Raw genomic sequence first — 16000 nt, forward strand, 5'->3', positions numbered from 1 at the left:
AGGTTGCGGGGCAAGCAATCGGCCGCCTAGATTTCCGGTAGATTTGTTCGACAGCTGAATCGGAGAGCATGAATGGCCAGACTGACCGAGAATGCCAAAGGCGTCTACGTTATCGCCGTAACTCCCTTTGCCGACGACGGCGCGCTCGATCTCGAAAGCGTCGACTGCATGGTCGATTTCTACGAAGGCGCCGGCGTCACCGGCCTGACAGTGCTCGGCCAGCTCGGCGAGGCCCCGAAGCTGATTGCGGACGAATCGCGGATCGTGGTCGAGCGTGTACTGAAGCGCCTCGACGGGCGCCTGCCGGTGGTCGTCGGCGTGTCGGCGCCCGGACTTGCCCCGATGAGGGAACTCGCCAAGGCCGTGATGGGCGAAGGTGCCGCCGGCGTCATGGTTGCGCCGCCGTGGACCATCAGGACCGACGATCAGGCCTTCGCCTTCTACCAGTCGGTTGGTGAAACCCTGGGCGATACGCCTTTCGTGCTGCAGGACTATCCGCTCACGACCAATGTGACGATCGCATCCGCGGTCATCGAGCGCATCGTCAGGGAGGTGCCGAATTGCGTCATGCTCAAACACGAGGATTGGCCTGGCCTGTCGAAAATCACCGCACTCCGCGCAGCCAGCGACACGCGCGGCATGCGGCGCATCTCCATTCTCTGCGGCAATGGAGGACTTTTACTGCCCGAAGAAATGGGCCGGGGCGCCGACGGCGCCATGACCGGCTTCTGCTATCCCGAAATGATGGTCGGTGTCGTCGAAGCCTATAGCGCCGGCAATGCTGATCGCGCCTACGAAATCTTCGATGCCTACCTGCCGCTCGCCCGCTATGAACAGCAGCAGGGCATCGGTCTTGCCTGCCGCAAATACGTGCTTGCCAAGCGCGGCGTCATCAAGTCCGCCACTGTGCGCGAGCCGGGGCCCAGACTTTCAGCGCTCGACATTGCCGATGTCGAGCGGCTTTTGGCCCGCCAGGAGGTCCGCCTCAAGGAGATCGGCGCATGATGGTGTGCGGTCTCGCCTCAACCGCGCAGGTCGAGAACATGGGTGTAGCCATCCTGCTCGCTGGGACGAAACTCAAGCGACTCCCAAAATTTCGCCGCACCGTCGTTTCCCGCATGCACGGTGACACAACGGCAGAAGCGCCGCGCGTGATCCAGAAGGGCGAGCGCAAGCATCCGCCCGACGCCGCGACCGCGCATCGCGGGGCGGACGTAGAAACGCCGCATCCGCAACGCTTCCGGCATGGCGGGTTCGATGGTCATGCCACCAACGCCAACGAGTGTTTCGCCGGCAAAGGCGCCGAGCAGCCTTTCGCCGTCACCCACCAAGCGGATGTCGCCAGCTGCCCACTCATCGATAAGCCGGCCGATATGGAGATGGCCTTCCTGCCGGGCGTCGTGCGCAAGTCCCGCCATCGCCTCCGGCAAACGATCACGGAAGATGCGAATATCGATCGTCACGGTTCTAGACGGCCAGAACCGACATCTCGCGCGGCATCGCCGCAGCCGGCCCGGCGACCGGCACGAAGGTCGCGTCCCCATCGCGGGCCATGTCGTGGACAGTATGTTTCTCCAGCGCCTTCGTCACCTCGTTGACATCGCCATCGAGATGTTCGGCGGGAATGAGATTGCCGATCACGAAATCGAAACGGTCGCCGCGCTTGTTCAAGAGTTCGTGGAAAACCGTCATGTCGCGAAGCTCCGTCGACCACTTCGCCAGCCAGTAGAACAGGCCGGAATTGCGCGCCGTCATGTGGACGGGAAGGATCGGCAGATTGTATTTGCGCGCCAGCCCGACGGCCGACGTTTTCCATGGGCGCTCGTTGAGCTGGCCGTTCGCCCAATAGGCAATGCGGCCGGACGGAAAGAGCACGGTGGCCTTGCCTTCCCGCACAGCGTGGTTCGTCAATTGTAGCGTCTCGCGCGCCTTAAGCTTGCTCTTGTGCTCCTCTCGCCATTCGACGGGGATGACCATCTCGGCAAAACGCGGGTTGACGCGGATCGCGTCGCGATTGGCAAAGAACATCATATCGGGCCGGCGCGTTTTCAGCAGATCGAATACGGCGACCCCGTCGGCAATGCCGGTGGGGTGATTGCTGACGAGGATGAAGCCGCCGCTGTCGGGAATGCGTTCGCCGTTGGCGACGCCGATGTCGAGCTTCAGCACGTCGCTCAAATATTCGAACGACTGGAACCCCGGCATCTTGGCAACCGCATTGGCGAATTCGATCGCCTTGTTATAGCGCAGAAGCGTGTAGAGGAACGGTCGCATGACCGGCCAGAGCGGATGTTTCACGATCCTCTGGCCGCGTTCGGCAATCAGCGTATCGACGATGTGACCGGGCTTTCCCTGTGAAACGAGAGCGATCGCTTCCGCGAGTTGTCCGAAAGCCGTCATGGAATCGCGCCGTGCCATGAAAGATCCTGTCTATGGGCTGTAAGCTATCGCAGTACAATATGATCGAAGGATGACAATGGCTTGGCCGGCATTAGCAATTCGATAACCGTTCCTGCTTCAAATTGGCGGACTTGAAGGCAAATTCAAGGCCAGCAACGTGAATGAACTGCTTGTAATCGCCGACCCGCGCCTGATGGCGGAACGCGCTGCGTGGCTCGAAAACCTCGCTCGTGAACGCCGTCTTTCCGAGCATACGCTCGATGCCTATGAGCGCGACACCCGCCAGTTTCTGACCTTCCTGACCGGCCATCTCGCCGGCCCGGCGACCCTCGCGGATATCAGGGAATTGCGCCCCGCCGATTTCCGCGCCTTCCTTGCCGCTCGGCGCAGGCAAGGCTCCGGCGCCCGTTCGCTCGGCCGCAATCTCGCCGGCCTTCGCTCGCTGTTGCGTCACCTCGAAAAGAAGGGCCTGGTCAATGCCGCCGGCGCCGGCGCGATCCGTTCGCCGAAGCAGCCGAAGTCGCTGCCCAAACCGCTGTCGGACACGCAGGCGATCACCATCGTCAGCGATGAAGCCCAATTGCATGACGAACCCTGGATTGCCGCGCGCGATGCGGCTGTCATGACGCTGCTCTACGGCTGCGGCCTACGCATCTCCGAGGCACTGAATCTCGTTCCCGCCGACCTGCAAAAGGGCGCGACGACGCTGCGCATCACCGGCAAAGGCAACAAGACACGGCTGGTGCCGCTTCTGCCCGTGGTTTTCGACGCGGTCGAAAAATATCGCGCACTCTGCCCATATGATCTCGACAGCGGTGGGCCGCTGTTTCGCGGCGCCCGCGGCGGCAAGCTGCAGGCGGCGATCATCCAGCGGGCCATGCAGAAGCTACGGGGCGCCTTCGGCCTGCCGGAGACGGCGACGCCGCATGCGCTCCGCCACTCCTTCGCCACCCATCTGCTTGCCGGCGGCGGCGATCTGCGCACCATCCAGGAACTGCTCGGCCATGCCAGCCTTTCGACAACACAGGTCTATACCGGCGTCGATGCATCGCGGCTGCTTGAGGCGTATGATCGAGCCCATCCGCGCGCTTGATGGATGTCGTCCAAAATGCGTAGCGCTTGTGACGACGGCACCCCACATTCGACACGCTCAGCGCCCATGAATTCGGCTCGATGCCTGCGCTAAGTTTTCGTTAACGCATTCTCTTAAAGGATTATGCGTAAGCCGAGCGTAGAGCAGAAGCGATTGGGCATGTGGGGAATACCATGATGACGACTTCGATCAGCCGCCGGGCTTTTTTCCTCGCAGCACCCGGCAATCTGCTGCTCTGGCTGATTGCGGCCTTCCACATGCTGCTTGTAGCAGCCCTGTTTGTCGCCCTCCTGGCCGCAAGGCCGGCGGCGGCCGAAGACGCTGCCTGCACCGGCCGCAATCTGATGGTCGACTTGCAGCAGAGCGACCCCGCCCGATATGCCGAGGCAGTCAAGGAAGCCGAGGCAACGCCGAACGGCAAGGGCATCTTCTGGAAGATCGAAAAGCCTGGACTTGCCCCCTCATGGCTGCTCGGCAGCATGCATGTGACCGATCCCCGTGTGCTTGCTCTGCCACCGCGCGCCCAGGCCGCCCACGACGCAGCCAATACGATCATCATCGAATCCGACGAGATCCTCGATGAACGCAAGGCAACCGCCGCCCTGCTCGCGCGGCCGGAACTGACGATGTTCACCGACGGCACGACTATCGACAAGCTGCTCTCTGCCGAGGATTACAAGCGCCTGGAAGCCGGCCTCAAGCAGCGCGGCATCCCCCTCACCGCCGTCTCCCGCATGCGGCCATGGATGATCGCCAGCGCCGTCGCCCTTCCGGCCTGCGAACTCGCACGCAAGGCCAGAGGCGTGCAGTTTCTCGACCAGAAAATTGCCAGCGACGCCGTTGCTGAAGGCAAGCAGGTCAAGGGGCTGGAAACCCTTGCCGAGCAGATCCAGGCTATGGCCGATCTGCCGGTCGAATTCCATATGAAGTCGCTGATCGAGACGCTGGAACTCGGAGCCAAAATGAATGATGTCGTCGAAACGATGACCGATCTCTACCTCTCCGGCGATATCGGCATGACCATGCCGATCCTGAAGACAGTGACGCCGGAGAACGAAGGAGATAGCAGCGACTATGCTGCCTTCGAACAGCGGGTCATCCTCGATCGAAACAAGGTCATGGCAGAGCGCGCCGCACCCATTCTCGACGGTGGCAACGTCTTCATGGCCGTCGGCGCCCTGCATCTGCCCGGCGAGGGCGGCGTCATCGAATTGCTGCGCAAGCAGGGCTTCACCGTTACCGCCGTGAACTGAACTCGTTTTCGGTCAGCCGAGCGTCATGCGGCGCAGCACATTGCTCTTCCAATAGAACTGATGGACGAGCGCGCCGGCGACGTGGGCGGCGATCAGCCCCCAAAGAATGACCTTCAAGACATCCGCGTGCACGAAGCCGGCGGGATTGATGCCGAAATAGTAAGCGGCGATGCCGGAAAGCGGCAGCGCGAAGAGCAGGATATAAAGCCCCGCATGGACGAGTTTTGCCCCTAGACGAAAGATCGCCGGCTCCTGCGAAACCTCAGGCGGCACACCCTGCATAAAACGCAGACAGAGCCTGAGGACGGCAAGCAGCAGAATGGCGATGCCGACGTAGGCGTGAATATTCGCCGAGGCAATCTGCTCGGGCGTCGGAACCTCGCCCCTGCGAACGAGCCGGTTCCACATATTCATCCCGTCGGGAAACAGCAGATTGAAGAAGATCAGCAGCGCCACGGCCCAGTGGAGGAAACGTTGGCTGAGACTATAACTCAGGATGGACGGCTGCTGCATTCCTGATCTCCCCCGATGCTCGAACTTTGCGATATGAGACAACTAAAACAGCCGCTTGCCTCTCGGCAAGCGGCTGCGCGCTTCATTACGAAGATGTAAGATTACATATGGATCGGCTTGAAGAAGGTCGCGAGTGCAGCCTCCTTGACCGCTTCGGACATCGTCGGATGTGCATGGCAGGTCCGACCGAGATCTTCCGACGAGCCGCCGAATTCCATTAGCACGGCGATCTCGTGGATCATCTCGCCGGCGCCGAAGCCGACGATATGGCCGCCGAGCACGCGATCGGTCTCCTTGTCCGCGAGGATCTTGACGAAGCCGTCAGTCGCCAGCATCGCGCGGGCGCGACCGTTTGCGGTGAACGGGAACTTGCCGACCTTGTAGGCAATGCCCGCCGCCTTCAGCTCTTCCTCGGTCTTCCCGACCGAAGCGATTTCCGGCTGGGTGTAGACGACGCTCGGAATGACCTCATAATTGACGTGGCCATGCTGACCGGCGAGGATTTCGGCGAGCGCCACACCCTCGTCTTCCGCCTTGTGCGCCAGCATCGGACCCTTCACCACGTCGCCGATCGCATAGATGCCGGCGACATTGGTCTTGAAGTGACCGTCGATCTCGACGCGGCCGCGATTATCGAGCACGACACCTGCCTCTTCCAGGCCGAGGCCTGCGGTATAGGGCTTACGGCCGGTGGCGATCAGCACGACTTCGGCGTCGAGCGTCACCGCGTCACCGCCCTTGACCGGCTCGAATGTGACCTTGGCGCCCTTGCCGCCCTTCTCGACGCCGGTGACCTTGGCACTGAGGTTGAAATCGATGCCCTGCTTGGCAAGCATGCGCTGGAACTGCTTGGAGACTTCGCCGTCCATGCCGCCGAGGATGGTGTCGAGATATTCGACGACGGTGACCTTGGCGCCGAGACGCGACCAGACCGAGCCGAGTTCGAGGCCGATGACGCCGCCGCCGACGACGATCAACGTTTCCGGCACCTTTTCCAGTGCGATGCCGCCGGTGGAGGAAATGATGGTCTTTTCATCGATCTCGACCTGCACGCCGGGAATTCCGGCGACGTCGGAGCCGGTGGCGATGACGATGTTCTTGCCCTCGATCTCCTGCGCCGTTCCATCCTCGGCGGTGACGGAAACCTTGCCGGCCGAAACGATCTTGCCGGTACCCTGGAAAGCGTCGATCTTGTTCTTTTTGAAGAGGAAGGCGACGCCGTCGACATTCGACTTCACCGTCGCATCCTTGTGCGCCATCATGTTGCCGAGGTTGAGCGTCGGCGCCGGCACGTCGATGCCAAGCGCGCTTAATCCGTGGCCGGCCTGATGGAACATTTCGGAAGCATGTAGCAGCGCCTTCGACGGAATGCAGCCGACGTTCAGGCAGGTGCCGCCATAAGTCGCGCGCTTTTCGACGACGGCGACCTTGAGGCCGAGCTGGGCTGCCTTGACGGCGCAGACATAGCCGCCCGGGCCGGTTCCGATAATGATCACATCATAAGACATTGCTTTTCCCTTTGAATTTATCGTTTAGTCGACTGCGCGCGACAGCGCCAGGCGGAAGCCGAAGGCGACGAGTGCCGCTCCGGTGATGCGGTTGAACCATTTGCCGCTGGCGATGAAGCGGTCACGGATCGCCTGACCGTGAAGAAATAGAAGACGCCGGCAAACAAGGCGACCAGCGCCGTCGCCATGCCGATGCCGTAGGAAAAACTGGATAAGGACAGGCGTATCGTGATGCACGAGCGTATACTGCATGCTGTTTTTTACCCGTCTTTCTAGCGGCCCCCGCTCACGTTGAGGATCGAGCCCGTGACATAGGAGGCGGATGGAGAAAGAAGGTAGAGGACGGCGTCCGCCACCTCCTCGGCAGTGCCCGGACGCTGCATCGGGACCGAGGGCGCCATTTCGCGTGCCCGGTCCGGCAGTCCGCCCGAAGCATGCAGATCGGTTTCGATGATACCGGGCCTGACGGCATTCACACGAATGCCCTCGGCTGCGACCTCGCGCGCGAGCCCCACCGTAAACGTGTCGATAGCGGCCTTCGAGGCGGCATAATCGACATACTGCGCCGCCGAGCCGAGGATCGCGGCCATCGACGAGATGTTGACGATCGCGCCGCCCTGCCCGCCGTGACGGCTCGACATCCGGCGAACGGCCTCTCCCGCGCACAGGATGGAGCCGGTCACATTGACGCGCAGCATCCTTTCGACCCGCTCCATCGACATCTCATCGACCCGCTGCGGATAATCGACAATGCCGGCATTGTTGACCAGCCCGTCGAGCCGGCCGAAATGGCGATCGACCGCCGCAAACATCGCGGCGATATCGGCAGCCTTGCCGACATCGCCCTGGATGGCCACGGCCTCGCCGCCGTCAGCGGCAACCGCCGCAACGACAGCCTCCGCCGCCTGACGGCTGGAGGCGTAATTCACCGCGACGCGCCAGCCCTGGCGCGCGGCGAGCCGGCAGACCGCGGCGCCAATGCCCCGGCTGCCGCCGGTCACGAGAACAACCGGTGCATCACTCATGTCGCACACTCCTTGAAAGTCAGCACATCCCAGGGCGCCACCGAAGCCTTGCCCTCGCCCCAGGCGCTCGATTCACGAATGGCGGGACCAAGGCCGGGAAGCACGAGCTTTTCGGCCGCCGCCGCGCCCTCCGGCTGCAGATTGTCCATCTCGCCCTGGGCATTCATACCGTAGACGGCGCCCTGCCAGACGGTGCATGCATCGAGGTCGGCGCCCGTCGCGTCTCCCTCCGGGCAGTTGAACATCAGGATGCCGATCGCCCGCACCGGATCTTCCGATGGCATCACGTAGCCTTCCATGACGACGGATGCCTCGAGCGCATTGACCTTGAACTGGTTGCTGGCGGCAGCCGAGGGAGAATTCAGCGGTGTAAAACGCAGTTCGTAGGCGCCGTCACGGTCGACGTAAACGGCGTGCTCCTGTTTGCAGTCGGCGGCGAACGCGGCAACCGGAGTGGTGAAAACCGCGGCAGCTGCAATTGCAGCCACGCCTTTCCGCCCTGCCATGATCCCGATCGCCCCGCTCATTGCACCTTCGCCTCTCGCCGTCCATCGGCATTCTCAATAACACCAAAATCCGTCAACAGCACCAATGGACGACCGTCCTTGTCGAGGCCCCAGAAGACAGGATAGACACCGTCGCCCCAGCCGCTCCAGAACACAGCGACGTTGCCCTTCTTGCCGGCAATCGGCCGGTGCAGCGCATAGTGGTTCTTGTTGGCATCGAGGTCCGAAGCCAGCACGTCATCATAATAGTTGATGTCGACGCCCGGCTTCTGCGCCTGGACCTGCGCTTCACGCTCATCGATCAGCGCCAGCGTATCGGCATCCATGTAGCAGCCGATGCCGGCATCGACGGGATAGCCGAAGATCTCGTCATCCTTCAGCATCGCCGGGTCCTGCCCGGGAAGGACAGCTAGCTCCCAATGATCGGGCTTGCCCTCGGCAAACCGCATGCTGGCCGCCGCGATGCGACCGAAGGCCCGGTAGAGCGTCACCGGATAGTCACCCGGCGCAACCGTTCTTGCCAGCGCCGGACGATCCGGCTGAGCAAGCGGATCGGCAGCGACAATGCGCCCCGACGTCAGCTCGACATCGCCCATATGGACCACGTCGATCGACCGGCTGGAGAGTTCGGCATCATCAAACGCCACCAACTCGAAATTGCTGCTGGCCTTGCCGACATCCCAGCCGGCAGCCGATGCGGAGACCGGCGCATGCGCGGCGGCAGCGCAAAGAAGAAGGCGCGCCGCTCGCATGACCCGGTTCCGCATCGAAATGCTCCTTAGAGATCGAGAACCAGACGTTCCGGATCTTCGAGGCTCTCCTTGACACGCACGAGGAAGGTGACCGCTTCCTTGCCGTCGACGATACGGTGATCGTAGGACAGCGCCAGATACATCATCGGACGGATGACCACCTGGCCGCCGATCGCAACCGGCCGCTCCTGGATCTTGTGCATGCCGAGAATGCCGGACTGCGGCGCATTGAGGATCGGCGAAGACATCAGAGAACCGTAGACGCCGCCATTGGTGATGGTGAAGGTGCCGCCCTGCATGTCGGCCATAGCAAGCGAGCCGTCACGGGCCGCCTTGGCAAGGCGGCCGAGTTCCTTCTCGATTTCGGCGATCGACATCTGGTCGGCGTCGCGGATAACAGGAACGACGAGGCCCTTGTCGGTGCCGACGGCCATGCCGACATGGCAGTAGTTCTTGTAGATGATGTCGGTGCCGTCGATCTCGGCATTGACTGCCGGCAGTTCCTTCAGGGCATGCGTCACCGCCTTGGTGAAGAAGCCCATGAAGCCGAGCTTGACGCCGTGCTTCTTCTCGAAAATGTCCTTGTACTTGTTGCGCAGGTCCATGACTGCCTTCATGTCCACCTCGTTATAGGTGGTCAGCATGGCGGCGGTGTTCTGCGCGTCCTTGAGGCGCTTGGCGATCGTCTGGCGCAGGCGCGTCATCTTCACGCGCTCTTCGCGTGAGGCATCCTCGACCGTCGACGGGCCACGCGCTGCAACCGGCGCCGCTGCCGGTACGGCCGCCGGAGCGGAAATGCCCTTGGCGACGGCGGCGATGACATCGCCCTTCAGCACCTGGCCACGTTTGCCACTGCCGTCGACCTGATCGGCGGAAAGATTGCTTTCAGCCAGCATCTTCGCAGCCGCCGGTGCCGGCGGCATGGTGGAGACGGAAGCACTCGACGACGATGCAGCGGCAGCAGCAGCTGGCTGGGCCGCGGCAGCCGGGGCTGGCTGGGCGGGAGCGGCGGCCGGTGCGGCAGCAGCCGGCGCGGCGGCGGCGCCGGCACCTGCGGAGATCTGGCCGAGCAACGCACCGAGGCCGACGGTCTCGCCGGCGGCAGCGACGATTTCCGAAAGCGTGCCGGAGACGGGCGCGGGAACTTCGATGGTCACCTTGTCGGTTTCAAGCTCCAGAATCGGCTCGTCAGCCTTGATGGCGTCGCCGACCTTCTTGAACCAGGTGCCGACGGTTGCCTCGCTGACGGATTCACCGAGAGTTGGAACGCGGATTTCTGTGGCCATTGTTCAAATCCTGATTTCGTGTGTTTTCGTTTATGCGTTTCAGACGGCGGGCGGCCGCAAAATGATCGAGGGCATCGGCAGGATATCGAAACGGAAACCGAGACCGGAAGCGATGATGGGATCGCCGTCGGCAAGCGCTTGTGCCGCCGCCTGATCCTCGACTTCGACGACTGCCATGCCGAAGGCGCCTTGACCCTCGAACACGGGACCGACGACAATTGCCGATCCCGCAAGGGCCTGCCGATGCCAATATTCGACGTGGCGTTTCATCGCCGCCATTTCCTCCCCCGTCCCGTCGTGCGGAAAAGTGGGGCGCGGCGGCAGCAGTCTCAGAAAGAAGTAAGCCATTGCGCCCCCCTTGATTTAGCCGCCCAATGCATCCTCGAGGAATGCGGCGAGCTGAGACAGATGCTTCGACATCAGGCCCGTCGCCGGCGAGGCGGCGGCCGGACGGCCGGTATAGCGGACGCGCTGGTATTTCGCATCGATATGGGCGAGCACCCATTCGAGGAACGGGTCGATGAACGACCATGCGCCCATGTTCTTCGGCTCTTCCTGGCACCAGACCATCTCGGCATTGCGGAAGCGCGACAGCTCGTTGATCAGCGCCTTTGCCGGGAACGGGTAGAGCTGCTCGACGCGCAGGAGATAGATGTCGTCGATGCCGCGTTTTTCACGCTCTTCGAGAAGATCGTAATAGACCTTGCCGGAGCACATGACGACGCGGCGGATCTTGTTGTCCTTCTGCAGCTTGATCGGGCCGTCCTTGATCACCTCGGCATCATCCCACAGCAGGCGGTGGAAGGCGGATTCACCGGCCAGTTCGGCAAGTGTCGAGACCGCTCGCTTGTGGCGCAGCAGCGACTTCGGCGTCATCAGGATCAGCGGCTTGCGGAAGTCGCGCTTCAGCTGCCGGCGCAGGATGTGGAAATAGTTCGCCGGCGTCGTGACATTGGCGACCTGCATGTTGTCTTCCGCGCAGAGCTGCAGGAAGCGTTCCAGGCGAGCCGAGGAGTGCTCCGGACCCTGACCTTCATAGCCGTGCGGCAACAGGCACACGAGGCCGGACATGCGCAGCCACTTGCGTTCGCCCGAGGAGATGAACTGGTCGAAGACCACCTGCGCGCCGTTGGCGAAATCGCCGAACTGCGCTTCCCAGAGCGTCAGCGCATTCGGGCGGGCGAGCGAGTAGCCGTATTCGAAGCCGAGCACGGCCTCTTCCGAAAGCATCGAATTGATGACTTCGTAGCGGGCCTGCGTCGGCGAAAGATTGGCGAGCGGAATGTAGCGTTCCTCGGTCTCCTGATCGTAGAGAACCGAGTGACGCTGCGAGAAGGTGCCGCGTTCGCAATCCTGACCGGACAGACGGATCTTGTGGCCTTCCAGGCAGAGCGCGCCAAAGGCGAGCGCTTCGGCCATCGCCCAGTCGAGGCCCTCGCCGGTGGCGATCATGTTGGCCCGGTTTTCCATGAAACGCTGGATCGTGCGGTGCGCATTGAAGCCTGCCGGGATTGCCGAGAGCTTGCGGCCGATCTCCTTCAGCGTCTTCATCGGCACCGCGGTCTTGCCGCGGCGCTGTTCGTCGGCATTGTCGGCCGTGCGCAGGCCCGACCACTCGCCATCCAGCCAGTCGGCCTTATTCGGCTTGTAGTGCTGGCCGGCGTCGAACTCCTGCTCGAGATGCGCGCGCCAGTCGGCCTTCATCTTCTCGACTTCGCCTTCGGTGACCAGGCCCTCGGCGACGAGGCGGGCCGCATAGAGCTGCAGCACGGTCTTGTGGCCGCGGATCACCTTGTACATCTTCGGCTGCGTGAAGGACGGCTCGTCGCCTTCATTGTGGCCGTAGCGGCGATAGCAGAACATGTCGAGCACCACAGGCTTGTGGAACTTCATGCGGAATTCGGTCGCGATCTTGGCTGCGTAGACGACCGCTTCTGGATCGTCGCCGTTGACGTGCAGGATCGGTGCTTCGATCATCTTGGCGACGTCGGACGGATAGGGCGACGAGCGCGAGAAGGCCGGATTGGTGGTGAAGCCGATCTGGTTGTTGATGATGACGTGCATGGTGCCGGCAACACGATGGCCGCGCAGACCGGAAAGACCGAGGATTTCGGCAATGACGCCCTGGCCGGCGAAGGCCGCATCGCCATGGATCAGCAGCGGCAGAACCTTGGCGCGTTCGGAAAGCGGAATGATGTCGCCTTCCCACACCGTAGCGCTCATGTCCTGCTTGGCGCGAGCCTTGCCCATCACGACAGGATCGACGATTTCGAGATGCGACGGGTTCGCCGTCAGCGACACGTGTACCTTGTTGCCGTCGAATTCGCGGTCGGAGGATGCACCGAGATGGTACTTGACGTCGCCCGAGCCTTCGACTTCATCGGGTGCGTAGGAACCGCCCTTGAATTCGTGGAAGATGGCGCGGTGCGGCTTGCCCATGACCTGCGAGAGCACGTTGAGGCGGCCGCGATGGGCCATGCCAAACACGGCTTCCTTCAGGCCGAGATGACCACCGCGCTTCAGGATCTGCTCCAGAGCCGGGATCAGCGATTCGCCGCCATCCAGGCCGAAGCGCTTGGTGCCCTTGAACTTGACGTCGAGGAACTGTTCGTAGCCTTCGGCTTCGACGAGTTTCGAAAGGATCGCCTTCTTGCCCTCAGGCGTGAAGGCCACGCCCTTGTCCGGGCCTTCGATGCGCTCCTGGATCCACGCCTTCTCTTCCGGGTTGGAGATATGCATGAATTCGACGCCGAGTGTCGAGCAGTAGGTGCGCTCGAGGATCTCGATCATTTCGCGGATTGTCGCGTATTCCAGGCCGAGCACGTTGTCGATGAAGATCTTGCGGTCGTAATCGGCTGATGTGAAGCCATAATTTTCCGGCGACAGTTCGCGATAATCATCGACGGTGGCGGCGATTCCGAGCGGGTCAAGCTTGGCGTGCAGGTGGCCGCGCATGCGGTAGGCGCGGATCATCATGATGGCGCGGACGGAATCGCGCGTCGCCTGCAGCACGTCGGTGCTGTCGGCAGGCTTGCCCTCGGCTGCGGCCTTGGCCTTCACCTTCGTCTCGATCACCTTCTCGACGATGCCCCAGTCGCCGTCGAGAGCCGACACCAGATCGCCGCCGGCTGCCAGAGGCCAGTTCTTTCTACGCCAGGAAGCTCCCTTTGCCGCCTTTTTCACATCGGCAGGATCGTCTTCCAGCGCCTTGAAGAAGGCGCGCCATTGATCGTCGACCGACGCCGGATCCTCTTCGTAGCGCGCATAGAGTTGCTCGATATAGGCCGCGTTGGCGCCATCCAGAAACGAGGTGATCTGAAACTGCTCGTTGGCTTCTTGCCGTGCCATGGTGATATGCGAACGCTTCCGTCCGCCTCCTGACTTTGATGATTTTGCCGGATCGATCGCCGGCTGCCGCATTCCGATCGCCGCCTGTCCGCGGCGCATCTGCTGCTCTCGTATGCAAGCCGGGCGAAGGCGCAGATGCCGTTCCTCCGCCCGGTCTATAGGCGGCTTCAGCCCTTCAGGACTTCCACCAGCGTCTTGCCGAGGCGGGCCGGAGACGGAGACACCCTGATGCCAGCCGATTCCATCGCCGCGATCTTCGATTCAGCGTCGCCCTTGCCGCCGGATACCACGGCGCCGGCATGGCCCATGGTGCGGCCCTTCGGTGCCGTACGGCCTGCGATGAAGCCGGCCATCGGCTTCTTGCGGCCCTTCTTGGCCTCGTCCTTCAGGAACTGGGCTGCGTCTTCTTCGGCGGAGCCGCCGATTTCGCCGATCATGATGATCGAAGTCGTGGCTTCGTCGGCGAGGAACATCTCGAGCACATCGATGAACTCGGTGCCCTTGACCGGGTCGCCGCCGATGCCGACGGCCGTCGTCTGGCCGAGACCTTCGTTGGAGGTCTGGAAGACGGCTTCATAGGTCAGCGTGCCCGAGCGGGACACGATCCCGACCGAACCCTTGCGGAAGATCGAGCCCGGCATGATGCCGATCTTGCATTCTTCCGGCGTCAGGATGCCCGGGCAGTTCGGCCCAAGCAGGCGCGACTTGGAGCGGTCGAGGCGAGCCTTCACGCGCACCATGTCCATGACCGGAATGCCTTCTGTAATGCAGGTGATGAACGGTATCTCGGCGTCGATCGCTTCGATGATGGCATCGGCAGCGCCCGCCGGCGGAACATAGATGACGGTCGCATCGGCGCCGGTCTTTTCCTTGCCCTCGGCAACGGTCGCGAAGATCGGCAGGCTCTCGCCCTTTGCGCCGGTCCAGGTTTCACCACCCTTCTTCGGGTGGATGCCGCCGACCATCTGGGTGCCGTAATAAGCGAGCGCCTGTTCGGTGTGGAACGTGCCGGTCTTGCCGGTCAGACCCTGAACGAGGACCTTGGTGTCTTTATTGACGAGAATAGACATTCTTTCCGATCCCTCAAAATTAGCCGTTGATCGCCGCGACGATCTTCTTGGCCGCATCGTCCAAGTCGTCAGCCGCCGTGATCGCGAGACCCGACTCGTTCAGGATCTTCTTGCCGAGCTCGACATTGGTGCCTTCAAGGCGCACGACGAGCGGAACCTTGAGACCGACTTCCTTGACCGCGGCAATGACGCCTTCAGCGATGACGTCGCACTTCATGATACCGCCGAAGATGTTGACGAGAATGCCCTCGACCTTCGGGTCTGCGGTGATGATCTTGAAGGCCGCAGCGACCTTCTCCTTGCCGGCGCCGCCACCGACGTCGCAAAAGTTGGCCGGCTCCTTGCCGTACAGCTTGATGATATCCATCGTTGCCATGGCGAGGCCCGCGCCGTTGACCATGCAGCCGATATTGCCGTCGAGCGCGACGTAAGCGAGGTCCCACTTGGAAGCCTCGATTTCCTTGGCGTCTTCTTCGGTCTCGTCGCGCAGCGCCCGGACGTCGTCGTGACGGAAGAGCGCGTTGCCGTCGAAGGACATCTTGGCGTCAAGAACCCGCAGATGGCCATTCTTCATGACGATCAGCGGATTGATTTCGAGAAGGGACATGTCCTTCTCGTTGAAGGCCTTGTAGAGCAGCGGGAAGAGCGACTTGGCGTCTTCTGCGGCAGCACCTTCGAGCTTGAGAGCGGCGGATATCTTGGCGACGTCGGCAGTCGTCACGCCGGCTTCCGGATCGATGGCGATCGTCTGGATCTTTTCAGGCGTATCGTGCGCGACGGCCTCGATGTCCATGCCGCCTTCGGTGGAAACGACGAAGGCGACCTTACCGACCGAACGGTCGACCAGCAGCGAGCAGTAGAGTTCGCGTTCGATGTCGGCGCCGTCTTCGATGTAGAGACGGTTGACCTGCTTGCCGGCTTCGCCGGTCTGCGCGGTCACCAACGTGTTGCCGAGCATCTCCTTGACGTTGGCAACGACGTCTTCGATCGACTTGGCGAGACGTACGCCGCCCTTGGCTTCCGGCGACAGCTCCTTGAACTTGCCCTTGCCGCGGCCGCCCGCATGGATCTGGCTCTTGACCACGTAAAGCGGGCCGGGAAGCGACTTGGCGGCCGCCTCGGCTTCTTCGACCTTGAGAATTGCCACACCCTCGGCAACCGGCGCGCCATAGCCCTTCAGCAGAGCCTTGGCCTGATATTCATGAATGTTCATGGGTCTATCCCTGTTTCGATTACTTCAGCGCCG

General features: G+C 62.3%; 15 protein-coding genes and 1 pseudogene. 3 read left to right on the forward strand and 13 right to left on the reverse strand.

Features of this window, described 5'->3' with window-relative positions; translation table 11 throughout:
* Positions 1-72 precede the first annotated feature (72 nt).
* Complete coding sequence (locus FHT70_RS23125) at positions 73-1005, forward strand: dihydrodipicolinate synthase family protein (protein ID WP_183705103.1); 933 nt, start codon at positions 73-75, stop codon at positions 1003-1005.
* 17 nt (positions 1006-1022) lie between these two features.
* Here FHT70_RS23125 and FHT70_RS23130 read toward each other — a convergent pair whose 3' ends face one another.
* Positions 1023-1463: a GNAT family N-acetyltransferase gene (locus FHT70_RS23130; protein ID WP_183705105.1), complete on the reverse strand. Its 441-nt coding sequence runs from the start codon at positions 1461-1463 to the stop codon at positions 1023-1025.
* Between the two features lie 4 nt (positions 1464-1467).
* The gene (locus FHT70_RS23135; protein ID WP_097598156.1) at positions 1468-2418 is read right to left on the reverse strand and encodes a GNAT family N-acetyltransferase; all 951 of its coding nucleotides are present in this window, start codon (positions 2416-2418) and stop codon (positions 1468-1470) included.
* A gap of 139 nt (positions 2419-2557) precedes the next feature.
* On the opposite strand from FHT70_RS23135, the gene FHT70_RS23140 reads away from it, so the two are divergent.
* On the forward strand, positions 2558-3493 hold the full coding sequence (locus FHT70_RS23140) for a tyrosine recombinase XerC (protein WP_097598157.1): 936 nt from the start codon (positions 2558-2560) through the stop codon (positions 3491-3493).
* A 176-nt stretch (positions 3494-3669) separates the two neighbouring features.
* A complete protein-coding gene (locus FHT70_RS23145) occupies positions 3670-4746 on the forward strand; it encodes a TraB/GumN family protein (RefSeq protein WP_097598321.1) in 1077 nt (358 codons plus the stop codon).
* A 12-nt stretch (positions 4747-4758) separates the two neighbouring features.
* Here the strand turns inward: FHT70_RS23145 and FHT70_RS23150 are convergent, their stop codons facing one another.
* The 11 genes and pseudogenes from FHT70_RS23150 to sucC form a co-directional block, all read right to left on the reverse strand.
* Positions 4759-5259, reverse strand: a complete 501-nt coding sequence (locus FHT70_RS23150) for a cytochrome b/b6 domain-containing protein (RefSeq protein ID WP_097598158.1) — start codon at positions 5257-5259, stop codon at positions 4759-4761.
* Positions 5260-5360: 101 nt separating this feature from the next.
* Positions 5361-6767 (reverse strand): dihydrolipoyl dehydrogenase, encoded by a 1407-nt coding sequence (gene lpdA / locus FHT70_RS23155; protein ID WP_097598159.1) that lies wholly within the window; start codon positions 6765-6767, stop codon positions 5361-5363.
* Between the two features lie 24 nt (positions 6768-6791).
* Positions 6792-7022 (reverse strand): annotated as a pseudogene (locus FHT70_RS23160) (LysE family translocator); the annotation flags it as partial.
* Positions 7023-7039: 17 nt separating this feature from the next.
* Positions 7040-7792 carry an SDR family oxidoreductase gene (locus FHT70_RS23165; RefSeq protein WP_183705107.1) on the reverse strand — a complete coding sequence of 251 codons (753 nt, stop codon included), beginning with the start codon at positions 7790-7792 and terminating at the stop codon, positions 7040-7042.
* Complete coding sequence (locus FHT70_RS23170) at positions 7789-8319, reverse strand: hypothetical protein (protein ID WP_097598161.1); 531 nt, start codon at positions 8317-8319, stop codon at positions 7789-7791. Before FHT70_RS23170 ends, FHT70_RS23165 begins: the two co-directional genes overlap by 4 nt.
* Entirely contained in the window at positions 8316-9065 is a 750-nt protein-coding gene (locus FHT70_RS23175) for a DUF4241 domain-containing protein (protein ID WP_097598162.1), read from the reverse strand. The genes FHT70_RS23170 and FHT70_RS23175 overlap by 4 nt, the downstream gene beginning before the upstream one ends.
* Positions 9066-9076: 11 nt before the next feature.
* Entirely contained in the window at positions 9077-10336 is a 1260-nt protein-coding gene (gene odhB, locus FHT70_RS23180) for a 2-oxoglutarate dehydrogenase complex dihydrolipoyllysine-residue succinyltransferase (protein ID WP_097598163.1), read from the reverse strand.
* Positions 10337-10375: 39 nt separating this feature from the next.
* Positions 10376-10684: a YciI family protein gene (locus FHT70_RS23185; RefSeq protein WP_085779703.1), complete on the reverse strand. Its 309-nt coding sequence runs from the start codon at positions 10682-10684 to the stop codon at positions 10376-10378.
* Between the two features lie 15 nt (positions 10685-10699).
* Positions 10700-13684: a 2-oxoglutarate dehydrogenase E1 component gene (locus FHT70_RS23190; protein WP_183705109.1), complete on the reverse strand. Its 2985-nt coding sequence runs from the start codon at positions 13682-13684 to the stop codon at positions 10700-10702.
* A gap of 167 nt (positions 13685-13851) precedes the next feature.
* Entirely contained in the window at positions 13852-14754 is a 903-nt protein-coding gene (gene sucD / locus FHT70_RS23195) for a succinate--CoA ligase subunit alpha (protein WP_183705111.1), read from the reverse strand.
* A 19-nt stretch (positions 14755-14773) separates the two neighbouring features.
* Entirely contained in the window at positions 14774-15967 is a 1194-nt protein-coding gene (gene sucC / locus FHT70_RS23200; RefSeq protein ID WP_085779704.1) for an ADP-forming succinate--CoA ligase subunit beta, read from the reverse strand.
* Between the last annotated feature and the right edge of the window lie 33 nt (positions 15968-16000).

The organism is Rhizobium sp. BK049 (assembly GCF_014193135.1).
Classification (GTDB): Bacteria; Pseudomonadota; Alphaproteobacteria; order Rhizobiales; family Rhizobiaceae; genus Rhizobium.

Coding starts and splice junctions, on each gene's coding strand:
- FHT70_RS23125 (WP_183705103.1), top strand. CDS start 73: ATGGCCAGACTGACCGAGAATGCCAAAGGCGTCTACGTTATCGCCGTA.
- sucD (WP_183705111.1), bottom strand. CDS start 14,754: ATGTCTATTCTCGTCAATAAAGACACCAAGGTCCTCGTTCAGGGTCTG.
- FHT70_RS23185 (WP_085779703.1), bottom strand. CDS start 10,684: ATGGCTTACTTCTTTCTGAGACTGCTGCCGCCGCGCCCCACTTTTCCG.
- FHT70_RS23165 (WP_183705107.1), bottom strand. CDS start 7,792: ATGAGTGATGCACCGGTTGTTCTCGTGACCGGCGGCAGCCGGGGCATT.
- FHT70_RS23190 (WP_183705109.1), bottom strand. CDS start 13,684: ATGGCACGGCAAGAAGCCAACGAGCAGTTTCAGATCACCTCGTTTCTG.
- lpdA (WP_097598159.1), bottom strand. CDS start 6,767: ATGTCTTATGATGTGATCATTATCGGAACCGGCCCGGGCGGCTATGTC.
- odhB (WP_097598163.1), bottom strand. CDS start 10,336: ATGGCCACAGAAATCCGCGTTCCAACTCTCGGTGAATCCGTCAGCGAG.
- sucC (WP_085779704.1), bottom strand. CDS start 15,967: ATGAACATTCATGAATATCAGGCCAAGGCTCTGCTGAAGGGCTATGGC.
- FHT70_RS23135 (WP_097598156.1), bottom strand. CDS start 2,418: ATGGCACGGCGCGATTCCATGACGGCTTTCGGACAACTCGCGGAAGCG.
- FHT70_RS23170 (WP_097598161.1), bottom strand. CDS start 8,319: ATGAGCGGGGCGATCGGGATCATGGCAGGGCGGAAAGGCGTGGCTGCA.
- FHT70_RS23150 (WP_097598158.1), bottom strand. CDS start 5,259: ATGCAGCAGCCGTCCATCCTGAGTTATAGTCTCAGCCAACGTTTCCTC.
- FHT70_RS23145 (WP_097598321.1), top strand. CDS start 3,670: ATGACGACTTCGATCAGCCGCCGGGCTTTTTTCCTCGCAGCACCCGGC.
- FHT70_RS23175 (WP_097598162.1), bottom strand. CDS start 9,065: ATGCGGAACCGGGTCATGCGAGCGGCGCGCCTTCTTCTTTGCGCTGCC.